The sequence below is a fragment of the Phenylobacterium sp. genome (assembly GCF_037189685.1).
In the GTDB taxonomy this organism is placed as follows: Bacteria; Pseudomonadota; Alphaproteobacteria; order Caulobacterales; family Caulobacteraceae; genus Phenylobacterium.
In genome coordinates this window covers 31,149-50,999 of sequence record NZ_JBBCIT010000004.1, presented here as the reverse complement: position 1 = coordinate 50,999, position 19,851 = coordinate 31,149, and the positions used below count along the sequence as shown (strand labels likewise).

General features: G+C 72.7%; 14 protein-coding genes. 5 read left to right on the top strand and 9 right to left on the bottom strand.

What is annotated here, in order from left to right:
• Positions 1–175 precede the first annotated feature (175 nt).
• On the top strand, positions 176–1,006 hold the full coding sequence (locus WG212_RS02450) for a phytanoyl-CoA dioxygenase family protein (RefSeq protein WP_337185475.1): 831 nt from the start codon (positions 176–178) through the stop codon (positions 1,004–1,006).
• Positions 1,007–1,122: 116 nt separating this feature from the next.
• Here the strand turns inward: WG212_RS02450 and putA are convergent, their stop codons facing one another.
• The 3 genes from putA to WG212_RS02435 form a co-directional block, all read right to left on the bottom strand.
• Entirely contained in the window at positions 1,123–4,212 is a 3,090-nt protein-coding gene (putA, locus tag WG212_RS02445; RefSeq protein ID WP_337185474.1) for a bifunctional proline dehydrogenase/L-glutamate gamma-semialdehyde dehydrogenase PutA, read from the bottom strand.
• 106 nt (positions 4,213–4,318) lie between these two features.
• Positions 4,319–5,455 (bottom strand): outer membrane beta-barrel protein, encoded by a 1,137-nt coding sequence (locus tag WG212_RS02440; RefSeq protein WP_337185473.1) that lies wholly within the window; start codon positions 5,453–5,455, stop codon positions 4,319–4,321.
• Positions 5,456–5,987: 532 nt separating this feature from the next.
• Positions 5,988–7,808, bottom strand: coding sequence for a cation:proton antiporter (locus WG212_RS02435; protein ID WP_337185472.1), 1,821 nt, complete (start codon positions 7,806–7,808; stop codon positions 5,988–5,990).
• An 86-nt stretch (positions 7,809–7,894) separates the two neighbouring features.
• On the opposite strand from WG212_RS02435, the gene WG212_RS02430 reads away from it, so the two are divergent.
• The 3 genes from WG212_RS02430 to WG212_RS02420 all read left to right on the top strand — a co-directional run bounded on the left by WG212_RS02430 (position 7,895) and on the right by WG212_RS02420 (position 10,994).
• The gene (locus WG212_RS02430; RefSeq protein ID WP_337185471.1) at positions 7,895–8,290 is read left to right on the top strand and encodes a DUF2946 family protein; all 396 of its coding nucleotides are present in this window, start codon (positions 7,895–7,897) and stop codon (positions 8,288–8,290) included.
• A gap of 60 nt (positions 8,291–8,350) precedes the next feature.
• A complete protein-coding gene (locus WG212_RS02425; protein WP_337185470.1) occupies positions 8,351–10,414 on the top strand; it encodes a TonB-dependent receptor in 2,064 nt (687 codons plus the stop codon).
• 70 nt (positions 10,415–10,484) lie between these two features.
• The gene (locus tag WG212_RS02420) at positions 10,485–10,994 is read left to right on the top strand and encodes a copper chaperone PCu(A)C (protein WP_337185469.1); all 510 of its coding nucleotides are present in this window, start codon (positions 10,485–10,487) and stop codon (positions 10,992–10,994) included.
• Positions 10,995–11,422: 428 nt separating this feature from the next.
• Here the strand turns inward: WG212_RS02420 and hisG are convergent, their stop codons facing one another.
• From hisG to WG212_RS02395, 5 genes are all read right to left on the bottom strand, one after another.
• Positions 11,423–12,373 (bottom strand): ATP phosphoribosyltransferase, encoded by a 951-nt coding sequence (gene hisG / locus WG212_RS02415; RefSeq protein ID WP_337185468.1) that lies wholly within the window; start codon positions 12,371–12,373, stop codon positions 11,423–11,425.
• Entirely contained in the window at positions 12,370–13,536 is a 1,167-nt protein-coding gene (locus WG212_RS02410; RefSeq protein WP_337185467.1) for an ATP phosphoribosyltransferase regulatory subunit, read from the bottom strand. Before WG212_RS02410 ends, hisG begins: the two co-directional genes overlap by 4 nt.
• Positions 13,536–15,002 (bottom strand): histidine--tRNA ligase, encoded by a 1,467-nt coding sequence (hisS, locus tag WG212_RS02405; protein WP_337185466.1) that lies wholly within the window; start codon positions 15,000–15,002, stop codon positions 13,536–13,538. Before hisS ends, WG212_RS02410 begins: the two co-directional genes overlap by 1 nt.
• A gap of 265 nt (positions 15,003–15,267) precedes the next feature.
• A complete protein-coding gene (locus WG212_RS02400) occupies positions 15,268–16,083 on the bottom strand; it encodes a DUF2189 domain-containing protein (protein ID WP_337185465.1) in 816 nt (271 codons plus the stop codon).
• A 192-nt stretch (positions 16,084–16,275) separates the two neighbouring features.
• Complete coding sequence (locus WG212_RS02395; protein ID WP_337185464.1) at positions 16,276–17,085, bottom strand: N-acetylmuramoyl-L-alanine amidase; 810 nt, start codon at positions 17,083–17,085, stop codon at positions 16,276–16,278.
• A gap of 141 nt (positions 17,086–17,226) precedes the next feature.
• Between WG212_RS02395 and zapE the strand changes: the two genes are divergently transcribed.
• Positions 17,227–18,354: a cell division protein ZapE gene (gene zapE / locus WG212_RS02390; protein WP_337185463.1), complete on the top strand. Its 1,128-nt coding sequence runs from the start codon at positions 17,227–17,229 to the stop codon at positions 18,352–18,354.
• Positions 18,355–18,786: 432 nt separating this feature from the next.
• On the opposite strand, the gene WG212_RS02385 is transcribed toward zapE, so the two are convergent.
• On the bottom strand, positions 18,787–19,668 hold the full coding sequence (locus WG212_RS02385) for a LysR substrate-binding domain-containing protein (RefSeq protein ID WP_337185462.1): 882 nt from the start codon (positions 19,666–19,668) through the stop codon (positions 18,787–18,789).
• Between the last annotated feature and the right edge of the window lie 183 nt (positions 19,669–19,851).

Here is a 19,851-nt window from a genome sequence, read left to right as displayed (position 1 = left end):
GTCGCGCACCTTGACCGGAACGCCGGCGGCCGCCACCCTCCCCGGCATCGTTCACCGCGCCTTGCGGTGAGCCGCGGGAAATCAGTACCGCGGTGGACTGGACGCCTTGCGTCGGGAAACCCCGGCGCCCGAGGGTGTCGGGGTCCGCCGCGGGGCGCCGTCAGAGGAGACGGCCATGTCCCGGCCTCTTAACGCCCGTCCAGCGTTCGGCATCACCCCGGAGAGGATCGCGCAGTTCGAACGCGACGGTGTCCTGCGCCTCGACGGACTCATATCCGAGGACTGGGCGCGGCGGGCGCGCGAGGCGGTGCTTCGCCCCCTGTCGGCCCTGGGCCTCCGGGTGGACGGCGCCTGGCGGCTGGAGGGCCGCCCCCGCCCCGTCTGGCCAGCCACGGGCCTGAAGCCGGCGCGCGACATCGGCCATCGCCACCCCGAGGTCGAGGCGTTGCTCGATGAGCCCGGCGTGGCCGCCTGGACCGACGCCCTGCTGGAGGGACGCGGCCATGACCGCACTGTCTACCGCCGACCGCAGATCCTGGCGTCACTGCCGAATGGCGACACCTGGTCGCCGCCGCAGGGCTGGCACACCGACCTCCCTCGGCTGACCGGCGGCATACGGCCGGGCGTGCAGATCTTCACCTTCCTCGAGCCCGTGGCGCCCCGGGGCGGCGGAACCCTGGTCGTGGCCGGCTCGCACCGCGTGCTATCCGGCGAAGCCCTGCGGCCCCGGGACGTAGCGCGGCGCTTGCGGGCGGCGCCGTTCTTCCGCGACCTGTACGCGGGCCGTCCTTACGGTGACGCCCTGCCCGCCGGCGAGACCGAAGGCGTCCCGCTGAAGGTGGTGGAGCTGACGGGTAGGCCGGGCGACGCCTGGATCATCGACCTGCGCCTTCTGCACGCCGCGGCGCCGAACGCATCGGACACGCCCCGGCTGATGGTCACCCACCGGTTCCTGCGCGCCGACCTGCTGCCCGAGGTGGCGGCGGCGCTGGGGTGGGCGGTTTGAGCCGCCCCGTTCCAACGACAGCCAATGCCGGCCTTGGCGTCGGGCGCGCGGATGCGGCAAGGCTGGCGCGCCGGTGGACACGGACGGGACGGTGCGGACCTGGACGTCCTGAGTCCTTACCCCTCCAGGTTCAGCAGGGCCGGGTCGCCGCCCTGGGCGGCGATGTTGACGCTCAGGGCGCGCTCGACGGCGTAGCGGAGGAGGGCGTGGGGGCCGCCGGCCTTGGGGCCAGTGCCGGAGAGGCCTTCGCCGCCGAAGGGCTGGACGCCGACCACGGCGCCGATCATCGAGCGGTTCACATAGGCGTTGCCGGCCGGGACCGTGCGGCGGACCGCCTCGGCGAAGGCCTCGATGCGGGAGTGGACGCCGAGGGTGAGGCCGTAGCGGGCGGCGACCAGGGGCGCGGCGGCTTCGGCCAGCCGGGCCGGGTCGTAGCGGACGACGTGGAGGATGGGGCCGAACACCTCCTTCTGGAGGAAGGCCGCGTCGGGGATCTCGGCCAGGACGGGCGGGAAGAAATGCCCGCCCTCGGGGACGTCGAGCCGCGCCAGGATCCTGGCTTCGGCCTCCAGGCGGTCGAGGTGGGCGTCGAGCGCGGCCTTGGCCTCGGCGTCGATGACCGGGCCGATGTCGGTGCGCGGGTCGGCGGGGTCGCCCACGACCAGGGCCTGCATGGCGCCCTTCAGGCCGTCGATGAGGGCGTCGGCGGTCTCGTGGGGCAGGAACAGCATGCGCAGCGCCGAGCAGCGCTGGCCCGCCGAGCCGAAGGCCGAGGCGAGCACGTCGTCGATCACCTGCTCCCGCAGCGCCGTGGTGTCGACGAACATGGCGTTGAGGCCGCCCGTCTCGGCGATGAAGGGGACGATGGGGCCGTCGCGCCCGGCCCGGGCGCGGTTGATGGCCCAGGCGGTGTCGGTCCCGCCGGTGAAGGCCACGCCGTCGCAGCCGGGATGGGCCGTCAGCGCCGCGCCCACCGTGGCGCCGTCGCCGGGCAGGAGATGCAGGAGGTCGGCCGGGACGCCCGCGGCGTGGAACAGCTTCACCGCCTCGGTGGCGATGAGGGGCGTCTGTTCGGCGGGCTTGGCCAGCACAGCGTTGCCGGCGGCGAGCGCGGCGGCGACCTGGCCGGTGAAGATGGCGAGCGGGAAGTTCCAGGGGCTGATGCAGACGAAGACGCCGCGGCCGCGCAGCTCGAGCCGGTTGGTCTCGCCCACCGGGCCGCGCAGGGTCTCCGGGCTGGCGAACTGCCGCTCGGCCAGGAGCGCGTAGTAGCGGCAGAAGTCGACGGCCTCGCGCACCTCGGCGACGGCGTCGGCCAGGGTCTTGCCGGCCTCCAGCACGCAGATGGCGATCAGGCGCTCGCGCGCGGCCTCCAGGGCGTCGGCCATGGCGCGCAGGGTGCGGGCGCGGCCCTCGCCGCCTCGGGCGTCCCAGGCCGGCTGGGCCTTGCGGGCGGCGGCGAAGGCGGCGTCGATGTGGGCGGGTGTGGCGGGCCAGGCGCGGCCGATGACGCGGCGCGTGTCCGCGGGGGCGACGGCGTCCTGACCCGCGCCGTCGGTCATGGGCCGGCCGGAGACGATGGGCGCGCCTTCCAGGGGGCCGAGCTGGGCGACGGCCGCCGCCAGGCCCTGGCGGACGGCGGCGACGGAGAGGTCCAGGCCCTCGGAGTTGCGGCGGGCGGGGCCGTAGAGGTCGCGCGGCAGGGGGATGCGCGGGTGCGGCCCGGCGCCGGCGGCCTCCACCGCGGCGATGGGGTCCATGACGACGCGGTCCACCGGCGTCTTCTCGTCCAGCAGGGCGTGGACGAAGGAGGTGTTGGCGCCGTTCTCCAGCAGGCGGCGGACCAGGTAGGGCAGGAGGTCCTCGTGGCTGCCCACGGGGGCGTAGACGCGCAAGGGGAAGGGGCCATAGCGGTCGTGGGCGGCGGCGTAGAGCGCCTCGCCCATGCCGTGCAGGCGCTGGAACTCAGGCGCGAGGCCCATCTGGCCGGCCATCAGGCGCACGGCGGCCAGCGTGTGGGCGTTGTGGGTGGCGAACTGGCCGTAGAGGTGCGGCGCAGCCGCCAGCAGGGCGCGGGCGCAGGCCAGGTAGCTCACGTCGGTGGCGGCCTTGGTAGTGAAGACGGGATAGCCGGGTAGGCCGGCCACCTGGGCGCGCTTGATCTCGGAATCCCAATAGGCGCCCTTGACCAGCCGCACCATCAAGCGGCGGCCGGACGCGCGGGCGATGCCCGCCACGGCCTCGACTGCCTGGATCCCGCGCTTCTGGTAGGCCTGGACGGCCAGGCCCAGGCCACGCCAGGCGCCGAGAGACGGCTCGCGGGCCAGGCGGTCCAGGATCTCCAGCGAGATCGCCAGGCGATCGGCCTCCTCGGCGTCGAGGGTCAGGTTGATGTCGGCCTGGGCGGCCAAGGCGGCCAGGCGGGCGATGCGGGGATAGAGGTCGGCGAAGACGCGGCCGGCCTGGCGCGCCTCGTAGCGGGGCGATAGCGCCGAGAGCTTGACCGAGACGCCGTGGCCGCGCTCGGGACCTTCTCCGCCGGCGTGGCGGCCGACGGCGCGGATGGCCTGGGCGTAGGCGGCTTCGTAGCGGTCGGCGTCGGCGTCGGTGCGGGCGCCTTCGCCCAGCATGTCGAACGAACAGACGAAATCCTCGGACGCCGCCCGGCGCAGGGCCCTGTCGATGGTGGCGCCCAGGACGAACTGCTCGCCCATGATGCGCACGGCGGCGCCCACGGCGCGGCGGATGACGGGCTCGCCCAGGCGGCCCGCCAGGCGGCGGATGAAGCCCGGCAGGTCGCGGCGCGCATCCTCGTCGGGGTCGATCAGCCGGCCGGTGAGCATCAGGCTCCAGGTGGAGGCGTTGACCAGCACCGAGTCCGAGCGGCCGGCATGGCTGGCCCAGTCGGCCGAGGCGATCTTCTCGGCGATCAGGCGGTCGCGGGTCTCCTCGTCGGGCGTGCGCAGCAGGGCCTCGGCCAGGCACATGAGCGCCAGGCCCTCGCGGGTGGAGAGGCTGAATTCCTGGAGGAAGCTCTCGACCACGCCCTGGCGGCTGGCGGCCTTGCGGGCGGCCCGGACCAGGGCCTGGGCCTCGCCCTGGACGGCGTCGCGATCGTGGCGGCCCAGCGGCGGCGGCGACAGGAGGGCGGCCAGGGCCGCACGTTCATCGGCGAACTTGCCGTCGTCGAGGTGATCGAAGGCCATCGGACGCTCCACGGGGCCCCACCCCCGACTCTGCCCCATCCGGCGGACAAGAAAAGGGCCCGGCGTCGCCGCCGGGCCCCGATCTCAGTCACCGTCAGCGATCGACTTAGAAGTTGATGTCGATCGTCGAACGGCGGTTCAGCGGTTCCTTCACGCCGTCGCCGGTGGCGACCGCGGGCATGGTCTCGCCCTTCCAGTCGACCGACAGGGCCGTCTGGTTCACGCCGGCGCCGACGAGGGCGTCAGCCACGGCCTTGGCCCGACGTTCCGACAGGCGGACGTTGTAGGCCGGCGAACCGGAGGTGTCGGTGTGGCCCACCACGACCACGCGGGTCGCGTTGCCCGCGCTGGCGTAGTTCGCCGCGTCGTTGATCACCGCCTGGGCTTCCGGCGTGATCACGTACTGATCGAACGGGAAGTAGACGATGAACTGACGCGCCTCGTAGGCCGGCGGCGGAGGCGGCGGCGGAGGCGCGTCCGCGGCGAAGATGTAGCGCAGGCCCAGCGTCACCGACTGGTCCTTGTACTTGCCGCTGAAGACGCCCGGTTGCAGCGCGCCCGAGCCGGTCGAGACGAAGTCGATGTCGCCGCCGCTCAGGTAGCGGTAGGTCAGGTCGACGCGGAGCTTGTCGGTCACCCGCCAGGCGAGGCCGGCGATGCCCTGGTAGGCGAAGGCCGTGTCCGAGTCGTCGATCGTCAGGTTCTGGATCGCCGGGTTGGCCGCCGTGATGGCGCCCGTCACGTTCGAGAACTGGCCGACCACGTCCACGCTGACGTGGTTGGCGCCGATGCCGGCGCCGAGGAAGGGGCTGATCGTGGAGCCGGGCAGGAAGTCGTAGATGATGTTGCCCATGAACGTCCACGACGAGATGTCGCCGTCGGGCGCGCCGCAGCCGGGCGCCGCCGCCGTGCGGACAACGCCGGGCGTGCAGAGGCCGATCACGGCCTGGTTGACGCCGTTGACCGAGTCGAAGTCACCACCGCGGTAGCCGACTTCGAGTTCGACGCGCCAGTTGTCGGTCAGCTGGTAGCCGACGCGGGCGAAGCCGGCCCAGTCCTTCTCCTGGTTGAAGTCCCACTCGTAGGGGGAGCCGTTCGCGGCGTTGTTCGACGACGTCGCTTCCAGGGATTCCGGCCAGTGGTAGCCAAGGTCGACGGCGCCGTACCAGCCCGTCTGGGCGGAGGCGGCGCTCGCGGCGAACGCCGCGGCCATCGCGGCCCCAGCCAGCAATTTCAACTTCATATCTCGAGCCCTCTCGTTGCCCTCAGGTGGTGCGGCCGTTTGACCCAGCCGCGGTTATAACAGGGACCGACGGTTGAGAAAGTGTCGCCAGGGACACACCCCTGCGCCATTTTCCACCGCCAAGCCCAAGCTTCGCCAGGAAGACATGCCGGCCGCCAGCCCGAATCCAGGGCATGGAAAGGTCGCCGGACCACATCGTCCCGTCATCGGGCCGCCGACTCACGCCAAGCCGCCCATGACCCCATCGTCACAACCTCCGCATTTCTGCAAGCCCATCCCGGGGCCGGACGTCCAGTTCTGACGCAAAACCTGAATATTGTTTGTAAAGGCGCGGCGCGGACGCAGAGGCCGGGCCGGGACGACCGCTTCCGGCTCCCAAGGTCCGCCTTGCGAGGCTCCACGCCCATGAACGCTCCCCGAATGAAAGGCTCCCCGGATACGCCCAACCCGGCGCTTCTGCGCGACAACGGATCAAGGCGACGCTTGGTTCCGCGAACGCTCGCGCGAGGCGGGAAATATTTCGGCGGGCGCCCTATCCGCCCCGCTCGCGCTGGAACCGGCGCACGCGACCGCCCAGGGATTCGGGGCGGTTGAGGGCCCTGCGGAACTCGTCCCGCCGCTCGTGGATCGAGGCGATCACCAGGCCCATCGGCACCCCGATCTCGACCAGCACTGCCTCGGAGAGCTGGAGACTGGCCTCGACGGTCTCGGGCACGGCGTCGGTGGCGCCCAGGTCGTACAGCCGCTGGGCGTGTCGCGCGTCGCGGGCGCGCGCCACGATGGTGAGGTCGGGGCGCAGGCTCCGGGCGACCGCCACCACGCCCTCGGCGGCCTCGGGGTCGTCCATCGTCACCACCAGGGCCGGCGCCTCCGCAAGGCCGCAGCGCATCAGGAAGTCGGGCCGCGCCGCATCGCCGAAGTAGATGCGTTCGCCCGCCCGCCGCCCCTGCTCGACGATGCGCGCGTCGTGATCGGCGCCGACCCAGGCGATCCCGTGACGCCGCAGCATGTCGCCCACCAGCCGACCGACCCGGCCGTGGCCGACCACCAGCACCGCGCCGGCGGCGTCCGACGCCCGGCCATCGGCGCCCCTGCCGCCGGGCTCGTCGGAACGATCCGCGGCCTCGGGCGGCGGCTCGGCCGGCTTCACGGCCCGTCCGCTCAGCCGGAGGCCGAACTGGGCCAGGAGCGGGATGCAGAACATCGACAGCGTGGCCGCGACCAGCACCGTCTGCCCCACAAGGGGCGGCACGAGCCCCTGGGTCATGGCCTGGCCCAGGATCACGAAGGCGAACTCGCCGGCGCCGGCGAGCAGCAGCGCCGCCTCGACGGCGCTGCGCGCCTTGAGCCCGAAGACCCGCGCCAGGGCGAAGACCACGGCGGTGTTGAGCGCCATCAGCCCCGCGGCCGCACCCAGGATGGTGAGCGGCCGGTCGAGCAGCAGGGGCACGTTGAGCCCGATGCCGACCGAAATGAAGAACAGCCCCAGCAGCAGGCCCTTGAACGGCTCGACCCGGCTCTCGACCTCGTGCCGGAACTCGGTCTCGGCCAGCAGCAGGCCGGCCACGAAGGCGCCGATGGCCATCGAGAGGCCCGCGAGCGCGCTGACGAGGCCCGACCCCACCACCACCAGCAGACAGGCGGCGACGAACAGCTCCTCGCTCCGGGCCCGCGCCACCGACCGCAGCATGGGGCGGAGAAAGAGGCGGCCCAGGACGAACAGCGCCGCCAGCCCGGCCACCGCGGGCAGCAGGGCGAGGAGCGCGGTGGGCGAGAAGGCGTCGGCCGAACGGCGGCTCATCAGTGTCAGCGTGATCAGGATGGGCGCGACGGCGAGGTCCTGGAACAACAGGACCGAGAAGGTCGCGCGGCCAGCCAGGGTGTGCTGGCGCTTCTGCTCGGCGAGGATCGGCATGACGATGGCGGTCGAAGAAAGCGCGAGCGCCGCCCCGATCGCGATGGCCGCCGCCGCCGGGAGACCGGCCAGCAGGGCCGCCCCCGCCGTCACGCTCAGGCAGACCCCCACCTGGAGCGCGCCCAGGCCGAACACATAGCGCCGCATGGCGCGCAGCCGCTCCCACGACAGCTCCAGCCCGATCATGAACAGCAGGAAGACGACGCCGAGCTGGGCGAACTGGTCGAGCTGGGCCGGGTTGTCGATGGTGAGGGCCGACAACCACTCCACCTCGCGGGAGAGGCTGCCCAGGCCGTACGGACCCAGCAGGACGCCGGCGCCCAGGAAGCCCAGGATGGGGCTCACCCGCCATCGCCGGAAGAGCGGCACCACGACCCCCGCGGTCGCAAGGAACAGCACCACGTCCTTGTAGTCGCCAGGCTGGACGTGGCCTTCCATCAGGTCTCCGGGGATATGGCGACGACCACTATGACCCACCCGCGGACGTTGCGGAATCCCGCGATCGGGGTAAGACGGCGCCCATCGTGAAGCTGCCGACACCCGTCGCGATGACCGCACACGCCGAACGCCGGGCGATGCTCGCCCTGGTGCTGGCCTTCGCGTTCGTCGTGCAGATGCTGGCGCCGGCGCTGGCCACGGCCGCCCCGACGCCCGACGGCGGCGCCACGATCTGCACCACCATGGGCCTCCAGACGCTGGGGGCGGACGCGGATTCCGGCGACACGCCGGAGCGTCCGCACCATTGCCAGCACTGCGTCTGCCCGGCGCCGACCGCGCCCGCCGACCCGCTGACGGCCGCGACCCGCGTGGTCTATGCGACCGGCGTCGCCCCGGTGGCGGACACGCCGCGCGGGCTGCGGCCCCAGGCCCGCGCCCCGCCGCGCCCGCCCGGCCAGGGACCTCCAGCTCCGAACGCCTGATCGATCCGCCGGCGCGCGAGCCTTCGCGCGTCCGTTTCATCACGTTCGGAATCCCGGAAAATGCCTTTCATCACCCGCGCGCCCGGCTGCGCGCTGCTGCTGGGCGCCTGCGCCTGGCCGGCTCTCGCCCTGGCCGAAGCCCCACCCCCTCCGCCTTCCACCACCGTCGACAGCGTCATCGTCACGGGCGCCCGCAACCCCGAGGACCCGCCCGTGGTCCGGGACGCCCGGAAGCGGCTGTCGGAGACGCCCGGCGGCGTCTCGGTCATCTCGCAGGAATCGTACGCCGACCGCTTCGCCCTGGCGCTGGACGACGTGTTGCGCGACGCGCCCGGCGTCTATGCGCAGAAGAAATGGGGCGGCGATATCCGCATCTCGATCCGCGGGTCGGGCATCGGCAACGCCAACCACAACCGCGGCCTGCTCATCGCCCAGGACGGCGTGCCCCTGAACGAGGCCGACGGGTACGGCGACAGCCAGATCGCTGATCCCCTCATCACCCGCTTCACCGAGGTCTATCGCGGCGGCAACGCCCTGCGCTTCGGCGGCGCCCTGCTGGGCGGAGCGGTCAACATGGCGACGCCGACCGGCCGCAACGCCGGCTTCGACAATCGCCTGCGCATCGACGGGGGAAGTTTCGGGATGCACCGCGAACACGTCGCCGCGGCCCGCGCCTTCGGCGACTGGGACCTGTTCGTCGCGGCCACCAACCAGCGGGGCCAGGGCTGGCGGCCGCAGAGCCAGCAGAACATCCAGTTCGGCTCGCTGAACGTCGGGCGCAGCTTCGGCGAGGACCGCGAGGTGCGGCTCATCGTCAACGGCTCGAACATCGACCAGGAGATTCCCGGAGCCCTGACCCGGGCGCAGTTCGACGCCGATCCCCGGCAGGCCGCCGTCGGCGCCTACGCCAACGACCAGGGCCGCAACTCGCGCGGGGTTCGCACCTCGCTGCGGACGACCTGGCGGCTGAACGACCAGGCCGTGTTCGAGGGCGCCGTCTACGGCGTATGGAAGGACCTGGACCATCCGATCTTCCAGGTGCTCGACCAGGAGAGCCGCAACTTCGGCGCCTTCGGGCGACTGGACTGGGACGGCGACCTGGGTGGGCGGCGGGCCGACGCCTACCTGGGGGCCTGGCTGCGCCGGGGCGACCTGGACTCCAACTTCTACGTCAACCTCCGCGGCGCGCGGGGCGCGCAGACCTCGAAGACCCGGCAGAACGCCCAGGCCGTCGACCTGTTCGCCGAAGGCCGGCTGTTCGTCACCGACCGGCTGGCGCTGGTCGCGGGGGGAACGTTGGGAACCGCGAAGCGGGACTACCAGCAGTCCGCCCTGCCCGGCGTCGGGACGACGTTCGACCTGACCGCGTCGAAGACCTACGACTGGATCGCGCCCCGGATCGGCGTGCTCTGGGAAGAGGCGGACGGCGTGCAGGCGTTCGCCAACCTGACCCGGTCGGTCGAGCCGCCGAACCACGGGTCGCTGTCGCCCACGGGCGCCGGATTCGCCCCGGTTCGGGCGCAGTCGGCCTGGACGGCCGAGATCGGGACGCGGGGCCGCCGCGGGCCGTTGACCTGGGACGTGACGCTCTATCGGGCGTGGCTGGAGCGCGAGCTGCTCCAGTTCACGGTGGGGCCCAACATCCCGGCCTCGACCTTCAACGCCGGCGACACGATCCACCAGGGCGTGGAGGCGGCGCTGGACTGGGAGATCCGCCGCGGCCTGCGGCTGCGCCAGACGTGGACCTGGTCGGACTTCCGGTTCCGGAACGACGCCCAGTACGGCGACAACCGCCTGCCGATCGTGCCGCAGCATCTCTACCGCGCGGAGCTGCGCTACCGGCATCCCGCGGGCTGGTTCGTGGCCCCGTCGCTGGAATGGTCGGCGTCGGACATCTGGGTCGACTACCGGAACACCGCCAAGGCGCCGTCCTACGCCGTGTGGAACCTGTCGGCCGGCTACGCCGTGAACGACCGCGTCAGCCTGTTCCTCGACGCGCGCAACCTGGCCGACAAGGCCTACATCTCGAACGTCCAGGCGCAGATCGCGGCCACCGCCGCCAGCGCGGCCTACTGGCCCGGCGACGGCCGCGCGATCTTCGGAGGCCTGACGTGGACATTCTGAAACACCCCCCTCACCCGCCCCGGCCGGCGACGCCTTCACAGGCGGCCGGCGAACACCGACATTGGACTCCATGATGCGACACCTCCGCTCCTCGATCGCCCCCCTGGTCGTCGGCCTCTCGCTCACCGCGGCGCCGCTCCAGGCCCTGGCCGCGCCCCAGGCCGCGCACCCGGCCGAGACCCGGGGGGCGCCACGGGTGGAGCAGGCCTGGAGCCGTCCGGCCGCCCAGGGCGGCGCCGGGGCCGGCTTCATGCGGCTGGTCAATCCCGGCGCCCGGCCCGACGCCCTGGTCGGCGCCGAGACGGGGATCGCGCGCGAGACCCAGATCCACCGCACGACCGTCACCGACGGCGTGGCCTCCATGCAGCGCCAGGCCGCGGCCACCGTGCCCGGGGGCGGCCAGCTCGTGTTCGCGCCGGGCGGCTACCACCTGATGTTCATGGGCCTCAAGCGGCCACTGAAGGCCGGGGAGCGGTTTCCGGTGACCCTGGTGTTCTCGAGCGGCGCGCGGGTGAAGGCGGACTTCGTGGTGGCCGTCGCGCCACCCGCCGCCGGCGGCCACGACCACCACACCCACTGAGGCCGGCGCGCACCGGAGCCTCCCCGCCCCGGGGCAGGACGATCGCCTATGGCGTGATGGGCGGCGCAGCCGCCGCCCGCCTCCCCCCGAGATCAGCCGGGGATTTTGACGAAGGAAGATTTTTGACGAAAACGTCGAAAAGTGTCGACGGACGGGCGCACCGGAAAAGAGATTGGCGCGCCGGAAAAAGAAACGGCCCGCAGCGGGGGATAATCGCTGCGGGCCGCCTTGAGCAGTCGCTCTGAATGAGCGGGCGTTTCCTCCCCGAAACGCCGGAGACTTCAGGACTAGGCGCCTTCATGTCTCTCGCCACATGACAGAACGGCAATTTTCTGCCCGAGTCAACGGGCCAAACCCCCGCCAAAGGCACGTCAGGAGCAGAAATTCGCGATCCGGTGGAAATTTTACGCCGTTTTTTATCTGTTACGTCAATTTATTCTCGCGCTCAGCGTGTCGAACGCCGGGCAACTCACGTCAAAGACGAATTCCGGGCGGGATACCGTCACGGGGCCGAGCCCCGCCCCGGCCAAGGTGATTCCCGCATCCGACACCTGAGTCGAATCCACCAGCAGGCCGTTCGGGCGGCGCGAGGCGCCGGCCGCCACCAGAGCCTCGATCGCCGCCGCTTCCGCCGCATCCCCGCGCCCCGGCCACGACAGCGTGGCGCTGCGCAGGGCCGCGGCGCGGGCCTCCACGATCCGAAGCAGCCGCTCGGCCGACGCCAGCGCCCCAGCGCTCCAGTCGGCCCGGAGCGAGGCGGCGAGCTGGGCCTGGCTCTTCAGCATCACGCCGTCGGACAGCACCTTCAGCCCGTTGGCCTGGAGGGTCGCGCCGGTGGTGGTGATGTCGACCACGATCTCGGCCGAACCGGCGGCGGGCGCGCCCTCGGTGGCGCCTCCGGACTCCACGATCCGATAGTCGGCCACGCCGTGACGGGCGAAGAAGCCACGGGTCTGGACGAGGTACTTGGTCGCCACCCGCATCCGCCGGCCGGTGCGGGCCAGGATGTCGTGGGCCACCTCCTCCAGGTCGGACATGGTGTCGACGTCGAGCCAGCTCTTGGGCACGGCGGCGACCAGGTCGGCGCGGCCGAAGCCCAGGGCGCGCAGCAGCAGGACGCGGGCGTCCAGGTCCTCGCCCCGCTCGCGCAGCAGATCCTCGCCGGTGACGCCCAGGTGGACCTCGCCGGCGTCCAGGGCGTCGGCGATGTCGGCGGCGGACAAGAGGCGCACCTGGGCGCCGGGCAGGCCGCGCAGGGCCGCCAGATAGCCGCGCGCGCCGCCGGTGACCTCCAGCTTCAGGCCGCCGTCGGCCAACCAGCCCTCGACCTGCTCCTTGAGGCGGCCCTTCGAGGGGACCGCGATGACCAGCCCGCTCATTGGACGCCTCCGCTGCCGGCCGCCCCGCCCGCGCCGTCTTCACCGCCTATCCAGGCGCGCCACGGGCGCACCATGCAGCCTACCGCCCGGCCAACGCCGTGCTGGCCGCCCAGGCGCGCCAGCAGGCCGTCGTAACGGCCGCCGACGGCCACGGGCCGCTCCGGGCCCACCGCGTCGCTGCGCACCTCGAAGGTCAGGCCGTCGTAGTACTCGAAGGCGTGGCCCAGGGCCGGGGTGAAGCGGATGCGGTCGGCGGGCGCGGCGCGGGCCAGGTCGCCCAGCCGCTGTTCCCACCCGGCCAGAGCGGCCTTCAGCGCCGCGTCCCTGGGCCCGGCCAGCGCTCGCATCCGGGCGAAGGCGTAGGCCGGGGAATCGTCGATGGCCATGAAGGCGCGCACGGCTTCGGCCTGGGCGTCGGACAGCGCGGGCGCCTGGGCGGCCTCGGCCTTGCGGACCAGGCGGGCGGCGATCTCGGCCGGGCCGCGGCCGCCGACCGGCTCGACGCCGGCGAGGCTCCACACCTCCTCCAGCAGGGCGCCGGCCTGCGCCTCGGAGAGACCTGCCAGCAGCCCTGCAAGCGCGCCGCCCTCGGGCGGCCGTCCGGTGGTGCGGGACAGCTCGGACCACAGCAGGCGCGGCCGGCCCGCCACCCGCTTGAGCCGGGCGGCCAGGGCGGCGGGCAGGTCCAGGCTGTCGACGAAGGCGCCGAAGAGGGCCACGTCGCCCAGCCAGAGCGAGAGGTCGTCCCGGCCGCCCGCGGACGCCGCCTGCCAGGCCAGGCCGGCGATCTCGGCGTCAGCCGCCTCGACCGCTCCGCCGCCGGGCGAGAACATCTCAAGCCCGACCTGGACGAACTCCTCGGGCCGGTCGTCCCCGGACGCGGCGCGGAAGGCCGCGCCCTCGTACCAGTAGGCGCCCGCCGCGCGGCCGCCCTCGATGTGCCGGCGGGCGATGGCCACGGTGAAGTCGGGGCGCAGGCAGCTCTCGGCGCCGCCCTCGGCCTGGACCACGAACAGGCGGGCGCGCATGGCCTCGCCGGCCAGGTCGAGCAGAAGGTTCAGCGGTTGCAGCAGCGGCGCGTCGGCGCGGGCGGCGCCCGAGCTTTCCAGCGGCGCGCGGATGGCGGCCAGCACCTCGGCGGGCACGGGGGGTTCGAGGCGCATCAGCCGGCGTCCAGGATGCGGCGCAGCGCCGGGATCAGCTCGGCGCGCGGGATCGTCTGCTGGCCGGGACGCTCGGTGCGCCAGGCGGCGTTGTCGGCCACCTTCGAGGCCAGCGCGCGACCGAGGTCGAGGTCCTTCACCGTCACCGTGCCGGCGGCCAGCTCGTCGTCGCCGACGATGATGGCGGCGGGCGAGAGGCGGCGGTCGGCGTACTTCATCTGGGCCTTCATGCCCGAGCCGCCCAGGTACACCTCGGCCGGGACGCCGGCGGCGCGGATCTCCCTGGCCAGGGCGAAATAGTCGGCCATGCGCTCCTGCGAGAACGCGATCACCACCACGGGGCCGCGCGTGGCGGCGCCCAGCTCCCGCCCGGCGGCCCGCAGCGCCGCGGCCAGGCGCGAGACGCCGAACGAGAAGCCGGTGGCCGGCGTGCGCTCGCCCGTGAAGCGGGCCACGAGGTCGTCGTAGCGCCCGCCGCCGCCGATGGAGCCGAAGCGCATCGGCTGGCCCTTCTCGTCGGTGGTGGAGAGCAGCAGCTCGGCCTCGAAGACCGCGCCGGTGTAGTATTCCAGGCCGCGCACCACCGAGGGATCGAAAGCCGCCCGGTCGGGGCCGACGCCCAGGCCGGAGAGGGCCGCGTCGATGGCCGCGAGTTCGGCCAGGCCCTCGTCGCCCTCGGCGGACCCGCCGATCACCTCGGCCAGCTTCGCCAGCGTGTCGCCGCGCCCGCCTGCGCCCGCCGCGGTGAAGGCCAGCACGCGCTCGGCGCCCGAGGCGTCGAGGCCCGCGCCCCTGGTGAAGTCGCCGGACTCGTCCTTGCGCCCCTCGCCCAGCAGCAGGCGCACGCCGTCGGGACCCAGGCGATCCAGCTTGTCGACGGCCCGCAGGACGGCGAGCTTCTGGGCGTCGCTGTCGACGCCGATGGCGCTCATCAGGCCGTTCAGGAGCTTGCGGTTGTTGATCCGGATCACCGCCGAGCCGGCGGGCAGGCCGGCGGCCTCCAGCGCTTCCACCGCCATCGCGACGATCTCGGCGTCGGCCTCGGGGCGGGCCGAGCCCACCGTGTCGGCGTCGCACTGGACGAACTCGCGGAAGCGGCCGGGGCCGGGCTTCTCGTTGCGCCAGACCGGGCCGTAAGCGTAGCGGCGGAACGGCTTGGGCAGGGTCTCCCAGGTCTGGGCCGCGAACCGGGCCAGGGGCGCGGTGAGGTCGTAGCGGAGCGCCATCCACTGGTCGTCGTCGTCCTGGAGCGCGAAGACGCCCGCGTTCGGCCGGTCGGCGTCGGGCAGGAACTTGCCCAGGGCGTCGGCGTATTCGAACGCCCCGGTCTCCAGCGGCTCGAAGCCCCAGCTCTCGTAGACCTTCGAGACGGCCGACAGGATGGCGCGCTCGGCGGCCACGTCGCGGCCACGACGATCGACGAAGCCCCGCGGCGCGCGGGCTTCGGGGCGGTTCTGTTCGCTCATGGGGGCGCGCTTATCGGCTGGCGGGGCGCCGCTCAAGCCGGGGATCGCGGCAGGGGTGTCTTTCATCGGTCGTCTCTCAGGGAAGGAGGGCGACGGACGAAGCTCGAAAGTCAAAGCCCCGTCCGCTTCGGCGGGGCTTCGGAACGGGTCGCGTCAGGCCGCGCGCACCCGATCCGGACCCGCCAGGGTCGGATGGTGGTGGTGGCCGTGAGGGTGCGCGATCCGCGTCATGACGGCGGCGCTATAGAACCGTGACGCGCCGGAGTCACGGCCGAACTTCCGCCCCTTCGCCTGCGGGGCCGGTCGCGGCGGCCGCCTCGTGCGGGACGACCAGGGCGCGGAAGGCCCGCCGGCTCGCCAGGCCCAGCCACGGCAGGACGACGATCATGGCGACGAACCCGGTGGCGACCGAGCCCAGCACCAGGGCCGCCACCACGAACGCCCACAGCATCATCGGCCCCGGGTTGCGCAGCACGGTGCGCACGCTGGTCACCGAGGCCATGAAGACGTCGTACCGCGGATCGAGGAGCATGGGCGCGGAGACCACGACCAGCGTATAGGCCGCGAACGCGATCACGCCGCCCGCGAGGCCGCCAGCCACCAGCATGCGCCGGCCCTCCCCGGTCCCGAGCGCGAAGGCGAGGAACTCCGGAAGGGTGTCGTGCAACTGGTAGGTGGACAGGCCGTAGACGATCTGGGCCGCCTGCAGCCAGATCGAGAAGATCAGGAACAGCGCCACGCCCAAAAGGAAGACGTCGGGCCGCAGAGCGGTGCGCACCAGCACGATCCGGCCCAGTCGCACCGGCTCGCCGGCCTCGATCCGCCGGCCGGCCTCGTACGGTCCCATCGCCAGGATCGGCGCGACGAGGACCAGGCCCAGCGCCGCGATCACGGCCCAGAACGCGAGGCTGGAGGCGTAGAGGCCCCAGGCCGCCGCAGCCAGCAGGGCCGAGACCCCGAAGCCATAGGCGAGGCACGGGCCGGGCGTCCGCCACAGATCGGCCCAGCCGCCCGCGAGCCAGCGGAAGGGCGCGTCGAAGCCGACGTCCGCCACGTCGGGAAGCCGCCACGGCGTGCTCATCGCAACCCCTCCCGCCATCGGGCGCGTCTGCGCGCGCCTGCCCGCCCTGAACGCGGCGCCGGCCATGCCCGGGCAATGCACGGAGGCCGCGTCGCGGCTACGGTCGCCGCAGAGCGGGCGACGCGCCTTGCGCGAGATCAAACCGCGCCCGGCGGGAGACGTGGGGCGATCCTGGCCTCAGGCGAGGTAGCCTCAGGCGAGGTACTGGTCGGCGACCCAGGCGGTGACCTCGGCGCCGTCGGACAGCCGGCCCTTCACCTGCGCCCAGGGGCCGGGGGAATCGTAGATCACCTCGACCTGCGTCCCCTGGGTGAAGACGCCCAGCACCTCGAAGTCGAGCCCGGCGCCGCCGCGGGCGTTGAGCCGGCTGGCGGTCACGCGACGGGTGATCGGCGCGCGATCGCCGCGCCCCTCGACCAGGGCGACGAAGCGGCCCATCGGGAAGGCGGGGCCGGGATCGGTCTTGCGGCCGGGGGCGATGTCGTCGTGACCGACGATCTCGGTGATCGACGGATAGGCCGCCAGGATCGCCCGGGTCACCTGCACCACCGCCTGGAGCTGGGTCTCGTTGTAGGTCTCCCAGAGCGAGCGCGACGTCTCGTTCTTGTGCGTCAGCTCGGCGGCTTTTCCGGGATCCACCACCGCGTTCGTCCAGCTCCGCACCAGCCCGTCGGCGGTGCGCGTGAGGCGGCCCCAGTTGTCGATCTCGATGCCGATGGAGAAGTCGTTGCAGTTGGACTGGCCGCGCCAGACTGAACGGCCAGCGTGCCAGGCCTTCACGTTGAACGGCACGACCTGGAGGACCCCGCCATCGCGGCCGACGACCACATGCGCCGACGCCTTGGCCTCGGGGCGCAGGAAGTAGTCGGCGACCCCCTTGGGCCCCGATCCGCCGCCGGCCGTGAAGTGCATGACCAGCAGGGTCGGCCTGTTCAACGCGCCGCCGACGTTGGGGGACGGTTTGTACCAGCCCGGCTTCAACCTGTGGTCGACGATCTGCATGGCGTCCTCCTCCGTCGCGCCGGGCGGCGTCGGGCATTACACCCGAATAGCGGGCGCCAGACAAAGGTTTCCCTCTTAAGGTGAAGCTTGACCATGCAGCGCCGCCTTGCGCCGGCGCGCCGGCGCGGATAGGCGACGCGCATGGCCTCCTCCCCGAAATCCGGCCTGCAAGCCGCCTATGACGACCGGGTCCGCTCGGGCGAGATCCGGCCCGACCCCGCCCAGGCGGCCGCCTTGACCCCCCTGATCCGCCTGGAGGCCGACCTCGCGGCGGCGCGGCCGGGCGGCGGCCTCAGGAAGCTGTTCCACAAGCCCGAGAGCCAGCGGGGCGTCTACCTCATCGGGCCGGTGGGCCGCGGCAAGACCATGCTGATGGACCTGTTCTTCGAGACGGTCCCGGTGGCGGCCAAGCGGCGCACCCACTTCCACGTCTTCATGGGCGAGGTCCACCGCCTGATCGACGCCTGGCGCAAGGGCGACGCGGCGGCCCGCAAGGCCCGCTTCGGCCAGCACAAGGGGGACGATCCCATCGCGCCCGTGGCCGACGTGGTGGCCGGGGAAGCCCACCTTCTCTGTTTCGACGAGTTCCAGGTCACCGACATCGCCGACGCCATGATCCTGGGGCGGCTGTTCGAGGCGCTGTTCGCGCGGGGCGTGACCCTGGTGACCACGTCGAACCGGTTGCCGGACGAGCTCTATCGCAACGGGATCAACCGCCAGCTCTTCCTGCCGTTCATCGACCTCCTGAAGCGCCGGGTGGAGGTGGTGACCATCGCCGGGCCGCACGACTATCGCCTGGATCGCCTTCGCGCGGTCGGCACGTGGTTTTCGCCCCTCGATCCCGACAACCAGCGGTCCTTCGACAGCCTGTGGCGCGAGATGCTGGGCCCCGAGGAGGAGACCGGCGAGACGGTCGAGGTCCTGGGCCGCAAGGTGCACTTCCCGCACGCGGCGGGAGGGCTCCTTCGGGCGAGCTTCGCCAGCCTGTGCTCGGTGGCCCTTGGGCCGAACGACTACATCGCCGTGGCCCAGCGGTTCCATACGGTGTTCCTGGAGGGCCTGCCCAAGCTCACCGCCAACCGACGGGAGGAGGCGCGCCGCCTCGTGATCCTCGTCGACGCGCTCTACGAGGCGAAGACGCGCCTCATCGTCCTGGCCGAGGCCGAGCCGGTGAAGCTGTATCCCGAGGGCGACGGCGCGTTCGAGTTCGAGCGCACCGCCTCGCGCCTGCAGGAGATGCGCTCGGCCGACTGGCTGGAAGACCGGTAGCTGTGAAGGCCCAGCTACGCTAAAGGCGGCGCTCCGCCACGGACAGGAGGCAGCCATGCGCAAGCCCCGCAACATCTCCGACCTCGCCTGCTTTCGAGGTCACCTCTAAGCGCCGGAGGTCCTTTCCCCTCCGAGACCCACGTCAAGCGTGGCGTGCGGTTCGTGCACGGGGACGTCCAGCTCGTCGAGAAGCTGGGCCGTAACGATCCCTGTCCCTGCCGCTCCGGGAGGTTGTTTCAAGCGCTGCTGCCTGACGTCCCGCCGCCATGACGGCGCGAACCGACATGACTATTGGCGGGAGTGAGAGCGCCGTTTCACCGGTGGCCGGGCGGGCGGCCAAGCAGACGGCCCGAGCGAGTCTTAAAAGCCTCGCGGACATCCCCGGGCTCCATGACGAGGCTATCTACCCCGTTCGCCCGCCGGCGCGTCAGGTCACCCCCGCAGCGCGTCGGCCAGGGCGCGGGCGTAGGGGCGCAGGCCGTCCAGGGAGCGGACCACGATGTTGAGATCGCGGCGCGCCCAGTCGTCAGCCAGCTCGATGACGTCCAGGGCCATGGTGCGGGCGGCGCGGTAGGCGGTGGTGGCCGGGGCCACGCCGACGCCGACGCCGGCCTCGACGAGGCGGCAGACCGCGTCGAAGCTGCGGAGCTGGACGCGCGCGCGGAAGGGAACGCCCGCGCGCGCCGCCTTGGCCACCAGGAACCGCTGGAGCGAGCTGGACCGCTCCAGCCCCACGAGGTCGTAGGCCAGCACCTCGGCGAAGCTCACCCGCGTACGGCCCGCCAGCGGATGGCCGCGCCCGGCCACCACCACGAAGCGGTCCGAGCGGAAGGGGAAGGTCTCGAGCGCGCCCACCTCGACCGTGCCGGCCACGATGCCGATGTCGCCGACGCCCTCGGCGATCAGCCCCACGATCTCGTCCGAGAGCCGTTCCTCCAGGTCGACGCTGACGTGGGGGTGGGCGGCCAGGAACGACGACAGCGCCTCGGGCAGGAATTCGGTCAGGGCGTTGGTGTTGGCCAGCAGCCGCACCTCGCCCGAGAGGCCGCCGGCGAAGGCCGACAGGTCCTCGCGCATCCGCGCCGCCTGGCCCAGGATCGTTCGGGCGTGCATCAGGAGGGTGCGGCCGGCGGGCGTCAGCGTCACGCCCTGCCGGGACCGGGTGAGCAGCGACGCTCCCAGCGCGGCCTCCATGTTGCGGATGCGGGTGGAGGCCGCGGCGAGCGCCAGGGCGCTCTTCTCGGCGCCCGCGGTGATCGAGCCGGCGTCGGCCACGTCGGAGAACAGCCGGAGGTCGGTGAGATCGAAGCGCATCCTTCGCCTTTCGCGAAGGAAACCTACCGTGATCGCGCATTGCCTCCAAGCGGGACGCGAGGGAGACTTCGGGCGACGCGAACGTAAAGGCCGCCGCCCAGACTTCGGATATTGCGAAGCATTCGCAACTGGAGGCGCCTCACGTTCCATCACAAGGCACGGCGAAGGCGGAACGCCCGGGCC

Excerpts from the sequence above, each read along its gene's own strand:
- WG212_RS02440 (WP_337185473.1), bottom strand. The coding sequence starts at position 5,455 with ATGAAGTTGAAATTGCTGGCTGGGGCCGCGATGGCCGCGGCGTTCGCC.
- WG212_RS02410 (WP_337185467.1), bottom strand. The coding sequence starts at position 13,536 with ATGCGCCTCGAACCCCCCGTGCCCGCCGAGGTGCTGGCCGCCATCCGC.
- WG212_RS02425 (WP_337185470.1), top strand. The coding sequence starts at position 8,351 with ATGCCTTTCATCACCCGCGCGCCCGGCTGCGCGCTGCTGCTGGGCGCC.
- hisS (WP_337185466.1), bottom strand. The coding sequence starts at position 15,002 with ATGAGCGAACAGAACCGCCCCGAAGCCCGCGCGCCGCGGGGCTTCGTC.
- zapE (WP_337185463.1), top strand. The coding sequence starts at position 17,227 with ATGGCCTCCTCCCCGAAATCCGGCCTGCAAGCCGCCTATGACGACCGG.
- putA (WP_337185474.1), bottom strand. The coding sequence starts at position 4,212 with ATGGCCTTCGATCACCTCGACGACGGCAAGTTCGCCGATGAACGTGCG.
- WG212_RS02420 (WP_337185469.1), top strand. The coding sequence starts at position 10,485 with ATGATGCGACACCTCCGCTCCTCGATCGCCCCCCTGGTCGTCGGCCTC.
- hisG (WP_337185468.1), bottom strand. The coding sequence starts at position 12,373 with ATGAGCGGGCTGGTCATCGCGGTCCCCTCGAAGGGCCGCCTCAAGGAG.
- WG212_RS02400 (WP_337185465.1), bottom strand. The coding sequence starts at position 16,083 with ATGAGCACGCCGTGGCGGCTTCCCGACGTGGCGGACGTCGGCTTCGAC.
- WG212_RS02385 (WP_337185462.1), bottom strand. The coding sequence starts at position 19,668 with ATGCGCTTCGATCTCACCGACCTCCGGCTGTTCTCCGACGTGGCCGAC.
- WG212_RS02450 (WP_337185475.1), top strand. The coding sequence starts at position 176 with ATGTCCCGGCCTCTTAACGCCCGTCCAGCGTTCGGCATCACCCCGGAG.
- WG212_RS02435 (WP_337185472.1), bottom strand. The coding sequence starts at position 7,808 with ATGGAAGGCCACGTCCAGCCTGGCGACTACAAGGACGTGGTGCTGTTC.
- WG212_RS02395 (WP_337185464.1), bottom strand. The coding sequence starts at position 17,085 with ATGCAGATCGTCGACCACAGGTTGAAGCCGGGCTGGTACAAACCGTCC.